This is a genomic window from Sulfurospirillum sp. MES (assembly GCF_000789415.1).
Classification (GTDB): domain Bacteria; phylum Campylobacterota; class Campylobacteria; order Campylobacterales; family Sulfurospirillaceae; genus Sulfurospirillum; species Sulfurospirillum cavolei.
The window spans coordinates 1-6,044 of record NZ_JSEC01000026.1; the positions used below are offsets into that span (position 1 = coordinate 1).

The 6,044-nt window shown below is 35.5% G+C and carries 5 protein-coding genes, 1 tRNA gene and 2 rRNA genes; 2 read left to right on the forward strand and 6 right to left on the reverse strand.

The annotated features are described in order from the left end of the window. Positions 1–81: 81 nt before the first annotated feature. The gene (locus OA34_RS12955; protein WP_286683055.1) at positions 82–918 is read right to left on the reverse strand and encodes a molybdopterin-dependent oxidoreductase; all 837 of its coding nucleotides are present in this window, start codon (positions 916–918) and stop codon (positions 82–84) included. Positions 919–1,565: 647 nt separating this feature from the next. On the opposite strand from OA34_RS12955, the gene pdxR reads away from it, so the two are divergent. Then, entirely contained in the window at positions 1,566–2,969 is a 1,404-nt protein-coding gene (pdxR, locus tag OA34_RS12960; RefSeq protein WP_286683056.1) for a MocR-like pyridoxine biosynthesis transcription factor PdxR, read from the forward strand. A 203-nt stretch (positions 2,970–3,172) separates the two neighbouring features. Here the strand turns inward: pdxR and OA34_RS12965 are convergent. Beyond that, positions 3,173–3,249: transfer RNA gene (locus OA34_RS12965), tRNA-Arg, on the reverse strand. Positions 3,250–3,316: 67 nt separating this feature from the next. Between OA34_RS12965 and OA34_RS12970 the strand changes: the two genes are divergently transcribed. After that, positions 3,317–4,195, forward strand: a complete 879-nt coding sequence (locus OA34_RS12970) for a hypothetical protein (protein ID WP_039676075.1) — start codon at positions 3,317–3,319, stop codon at positions 4,193–4,195. Here the strand turns inward: OA34_RS12970 and OA34_RS12975 are convergent. The 4 genes from OA34_RS12975 to OA34_RS12990 form a co-directional block, all read right to left on the reverse strand. Then, positions 4,182–4,568 (reverse strand): thioredoxin fold domain-containing protein, encoded by a 387-nt coding sequence (locus OA34_RS12975; RefSeq protein ID WP_286683057.1) that lies wholly within the window; start codon positions 4,566–4,568, stop codon positions 4,182–4,184. The two genes, OA34_RS12970 and OA34_RS12975, sit on opposite strands and share 14 nt — an antisense overlap. A gap of 88 nt (positions 4,569–4,656) precedes the next feature. Beyond that, positions 4,657–5,544, reverse strand: a complete 888-nt coding sequence (locus OA34_RS12980) for a DMT family transporter (RefSeq protein WP_039676079.1) — start codon at positions 5,542–5,544, stop codon at positions 4,657–4,659. Between the two features lie 55 nt (positions 5,545–5,599). Next, positions 5,600–5,715: ribosomal RNA gene (gene rrf / locus OA34_RS12985) — 5S ribosomal RNA — on the reverse strand. 224 nt (positions 5,716–5,939) lie between these two features. After that, positions 5,940–6,044: ribosomal RNA gene (locus OA34_RS12990) — 23S ribosomal RNA — on the reverse strand; the annotation flags it as partial.

Consider the following 6,044-nt stretch of genomic DNA (forward strand, 5'->3'; position numbering starts at 1 on the left):
TAGACAGAGGTTGCACTCTAGTAATGGTTATTTGTCACCCGTTGATTTTGAAAATAAACTGTTACAAAACGATATGAGTGCCTAGACATATTTATTTCTGTGTATCATAAAGTGTTGACAGATCATAGGTCTTATTTTAATACACTCAGCATCTAGCATTTTTGCTGTTTCTGTTTTAATCGGATCAATCGAAATAAATTTTATATTCGATTTTCTATATTTAAAAAAGTACTCATCGTTTTTGCGATTTGCAACAGCAAAATCAATTTTATTACATTTAAATAGATCTGCTCCCCATAAAATATAAACCTGAGTATTCTCTAAAATTTGCTCATGAGCTGTTTGCAATGAGTAAACTTCAATATCACCAACTATAGCCGGATTTGTTCTCAATGCGGCACCAGCACTAAAATCACCATCTGGGTTAACGCAACCACCTTTGACGATATTAAAAAATCTTCCTGCAAGCGTAGGACAATAATTTACCAACCCTGGATGTGCCCAACCATCAGTAGTACCATTATATATACTCTCCCTAGGCGTTTCTTCAATTTTTTTTGCCACTAAATCTAATGCACGCTCCCAACTGATTCGCACATACTCATCATTACCGCGTAAAAATTGATTATTTTTACGACCCTCTAAATATGACTTCCTGACATAAGGATATTTAATTCTTGAATTTGAATAATTTTGATCCACTAAAGCTTTTAGCATCCCTGGTCTACCATCTGCTTCTTGAGGTACAATATCTAAAATTTTATTATCTTGAACCAAAGCATAAAAAGCACCATAATGACTCGCACTAGGAATTTTTTTTACTTCAGAAAACAATTCAGTAGCATTCGTTACATTTGCGCCTAAAAGCGCAGTAGTGGCGATGCCTCGTTGTAGAAAACCGCGTCGTGTAATACCCATTTTTTGTCCTTTCAAACATAAATTACGGAATAATCTTAATCTAAAAAAAGCATACAAAGAAGCAAAAAAATTTATTTTAAAATAACTTATTTTTTTTTGAAGCAATTATTTCATAATATTAACTAATGAATCGCTTCCGATTTGACAAGTATAAAATTATTTTGTATCTTTGTAAAGATACAGATTATTTCATATTAATAGATACAGATGAAGATAAAAGATATAATAAATTTCTTGCATAATCCAACATTTGACTCCAAATACTCGGTTAGTATTGATTAAAGCACAGGTTAAATTAAAGTGTAAACCGAAGCGTTTTCTACGATTAGAGTATTTTTCACCGATGATTTTAAATGTTTTTATTTTGCATTAACATGTTCGACGAAAATAGAATCTGATACTTTGGCTTTGTTGAAGTAACTCCACATTTAGTATGAGCTTACCAAGTTTAGTGCCTTTTGTCCAAAATACTTTAATGTGTATTATCAGTAATAACTTCATCTACGGGCTGTCTCAAAGATGGGTGAAGACCAATTACATTCAAACCATGGTTTCCTCAAAAGGTATTTCTTTATAATTTTTTGGTATTATAAGTTCACTTTGTACCCAATATAAGATACAGATTATTTAAAATTAAAGAGGTTAGATTGTATTATCTCAATAAAACTTTCGCAATGCCACTCTATTTACAACTCTACCATGCTCTCAAAAATGACATAGAACGAATAATTCAACCCGGAACAAAATTACCTTCAATTCGTCAAATGGCACAAGAACAATGTATTAGTAAAAATGGCGTTGAACAAGCCTATAAACAACTTGAGTTAGAAGGGTATATTGAAAGTAGACCAAAATCTGGATATTTTGTTGTTTCAAACATTAAGAAATTAATAGTTGATGCTGACAAAAAATTTGACTTTGTAGTATCTGAGCCCCTTTGTACAACAATTGAATATGATTTTTCCCCTACGCAATTAACACATGACTCCTTTCCTTTAAAAACATGGAAACGACTTACTTCTAAAGCATTTAACCTTATCGATGGATTAGGTAAATACACTGATGGATTAGGAGAATACACTCTTCGTGAAGAAATTGCATCATACCTTAGGCACTCACGTAATGTTCAATGTAATGCTTCCAATGTAATTGTCTGTTCAGGATTTACGGATGGCATGAATCTTATTGCTGGTCTTTTGGGTAATGATTTTTCCAAAATAGGAATTGAACAACCGGGATATCAAGTAACACAAGAAATATTTACACATCATCATTTCAACATTGTTCCTATCGCTCTGACTCATCAAGGTTTATGCCTAGAATCATTAAAAAATTCTGGTGTGCGATTAGTATATATCACTCCAACACATCAGTATCCCACAGGTGTATCTATGCCCATTAGTCATCGTTTTGCATTGCTTGAATGGGCAAAAAACGTTAATGGAATCATTATTGAAGATGATTATGACAGTGAGCTTCGCTACTATTCTAGACCTATTCCATCGCTACAAGGATTAGATCATTATGAAAATGTCATCTATATAGGAACATTTTCAAAAGCACTTTCTCCTGCGCTTCGTATCAGTTATATCGTTTTACCTGCAAGGTATATTACACGATATAAGACATTAAAGCTTTCTAGGTATCCACACGTTTCTTTGCCACTTCAAAAGACGTTAGAATTATTTATTGCAGATGGACATTGGGTACGGCATTTGAAAAAAATAAAAATTGTCAATAAGAAAAAGCATCATACCTTGAAAGAGATTTTGAAAAATGATTTTGAACCTTTTTTCGAAATACTTAGTGATGGTGGTGGTTTAGCAATCGTAATTCAACCAAAATCATCTTTAAATATTCAATTACTTAAAGAATTAGCTTATGACGCTAAAATCAAACTCTATTTTATGCGTGATCTATATGGTCACGAACTTGAAAGTATCCGATTAGGTTTTGGTGGACTTACTGAAGATAAAATTATCGAAGGAATGAAGCGATTAAAAGCTATATGCTGTCAAGCGAAGCACGGTAGTCACCAGTTTATAATGTAAAAAAAGTTGCGACTTCTACGCATCGCTTGACAATTGAGTGAACTACTCTAAATACCTCTGGCATATTTGATAAATCTACACAAAGAACTACATAAACTTGACTTTTTAAAGTGATATAGCTATAGTTCGGGCGTTAATTCAATATTGTCTCTAAGATGTAGTATAATCTGTAAATGCCTATTGAAGGGATTTCTTAAACGAAGTGGTGCGCCCGAAGGAATTCGAATCCCTGACCTCCGGTACCGCAAACCGATGCTCTATCCAGCTGAGCTACGAGCGCACATTTCTCTTTGAGGTCGGTATTATAGCTTAGCTAATATAAATTAAGTATTAAACAAAGAGCCAAAATGTCATTTAGTTTCGAAAAATCTTTTAAAACGGCGTTACGAAGTTCATGGGTCATTTTAAAACTGATCGTACCGATTTATATTTTAGCGGATGTCCTTTTCTACTACGATCTTTTGAGCTATATTACGTTTATCTTTAAGCCGCTTGCGCTCTTTTTAGGTCTTCCTCAAGAGGCGGCTCTTTCTATCGTAAGCGGTCTTTTCCTCAACCTATACGCCGCCATAGCATTTGCCGCACCTTTAGGTCTTGATGCAAAAAGCTGGACGGTTTTGGCCGTATTTTTAGGGATTGCTCATGCTCTTTTGGTAGAAACCGAGATTATGAAGCGACTCGGTCTTTCGCGTGTCTACTCGATTGTTTTACGCTTATCGGTCGGACTTTTGGTAGGCTTCTTCGTTACGCAGATGCCAAACGAGTGGTTTGTCTCTTCTATTGTCTCCACTCCTGAAACATTACAACCCGTACGCTACGACTCGATTCAAACTTTGGTGCTTAACGCCGCTTACGAAGCCTTCTCTTTGAGCTTAAAAATCATCGTGCTTGTTTCACTGCTTATCTTTGTATTAGATGTGATTAAATCGCGCCCATGGATGCAACGGCATGCCCAAAACGTCAATAGTGGATTTTCGATTTTAGTCGGCGTCATTTTAGGCATTACCTACGGTGCAGGCATTTTAATTGCGGAATACGAAAAGGGGCTTTTAAAAAAGCGTGAAATTCTTTTTATCGGAACTTATTTAATGATCGCACATGCGATGATCGAAGATACGCTTTTATTTGTCATCTTCGGGGCAAACCCTTGGATTATCGTATCATTACGCCTTGTTTTTGCCACGTTAATTGCCTATGGTATTGCAAAATACGTCAACGTGCGTTAAACTCTTGCTTATAAACCTCTTCTAAAAGTTCGACAAAAATATCGGGTTTCGTATAACCGATAAATTCGTCGATAACGCTAAGATCTTTTGGATTGAGAACGAGATTCGTCGGATAATATTTTACGTGAAGATGCTTCGGTAACGCCTTATCGTCCTTATCGACTTCAACGTGAAGGTAATGTTGGTCGATTTTTCGGCGAACAAGCTCCGTTTCAAAAACGTCATGCCTCATTTGAAGACAATACGGGCACTGATCTTTCGTGACGCTCAATACAATCAGCTTTTGACTTTTGATTGCGTTTTCTCTCTCTTGCTCTAAAAAATCAGCCTTTAAAAACGAGCAAACAAGCATAAAACACCATACGATTTTCATTAACATATCGACTCTCTTTAATTTATAACTTTTGTTGAAGTCATTCAAAAAATACGTTATTGTAGCTTTTCAAAGATTAGAAAAAAAGCTAACGACGAAATCTCTCTTTTTGCTGTACTAAAAGACCTGCGATGATTAAGATTAAGCCAATAAAGGTGGAAGGAAGTATTTCCTCTTTGAGGAAATATGCAATAAAAAGAAGTGATAAAAAAGGTGATAAGAAAATTAAGTTCGCAATTTTCGCCGTATTCGTACTATACCTCATTGCCTGTAGCCATAAAATAAACGTTATGCCCATTTCAAATAAACCGACATAAAAAGCTCCTAGCAACCCGTAAACATCTCCCGTAAACGCGATATTTTGCATGAACATGTAGCCTACGATACAAGGAACACCAACTAAAAAATTAACAAAAAGCCCAATGAGAGGATCGACATTTAACTTCGTAGTATAAATCCAATAAAGCGACCATAAAACGGTAGAAAAAAGTGCTAGACCAATGCCGTTAAGATCGGTAAAAGAAAACGAAAGTAACTCCCCGTGGGTAGATATTACGAAAACGCCGAAATAACATATAAACCCAGCTAAAATATCATATACACTAATCTGATGCTTTAAAATCATTACCGATAAGTAGCTTAACATCAGCGCCCACGTATAGTTGATTGGCTGAACCTCTTGCGCCGGTAAAAGCTCATACGCGTGGAACAGCACTAAATAATACGTAAAAGGGTTAATAACCCCAAGAAGAGATAGATGCCAATATATTTTGATTGAATAGCGCTTAAAAAGAAGCCACTTTTTTTGATAACTTATAACACAAAACAATAGAACTAAAGAAACGCTAGACGCATAAAAGAGTAATTGGGTTGCATTCAAATAGTGAAGAGAAAGTTTAAAGGCACTTGCTACTGTTGACCAAAGGAAAACAGATAAAAAAGCGAATAAATAAGCTTTTGATTGATTTTTTTCCAAGAAAGACCGCCTTTGAAGAAGACGAAATGAGGAGTAAGTAGAAAGGAATCACGAGAACTGGCGGCGACCTACGTTTCCATCTCAGTAAGAGAGAGTATTATCGGCGATGAAGAGCTTAGCTTCCTGGTTCGAAATGGGACAGGGCGTTTCCTCTTCTCAATAGCCACCAGAATCGTGAAGTAAATCTATGTCGTATTATAGCGAAATAGGCTTAATTCACCATTCTTTAGGTGATTTTAGTATTGTCTAGTCAACAAAGCGCTTTACACTTAATAAGGAAGTGAAATAGCATTATCATACAATAATACCTCATACGAAAAAGCCAAAGCTTTTTTGTGCTTTAGTATTTGCTACTTTAGCTTGGACTTAGTTCAAGCGTTAAAAGTAGATTAATATAGAATAAGCCAAACGACCTATTAGTACTGGTCAGCTAAAGGGCTCTCACCCATTACACACCCAGCCTATCAAACATGTAGTCTTCATGAGGTCTTCAGGGAAAG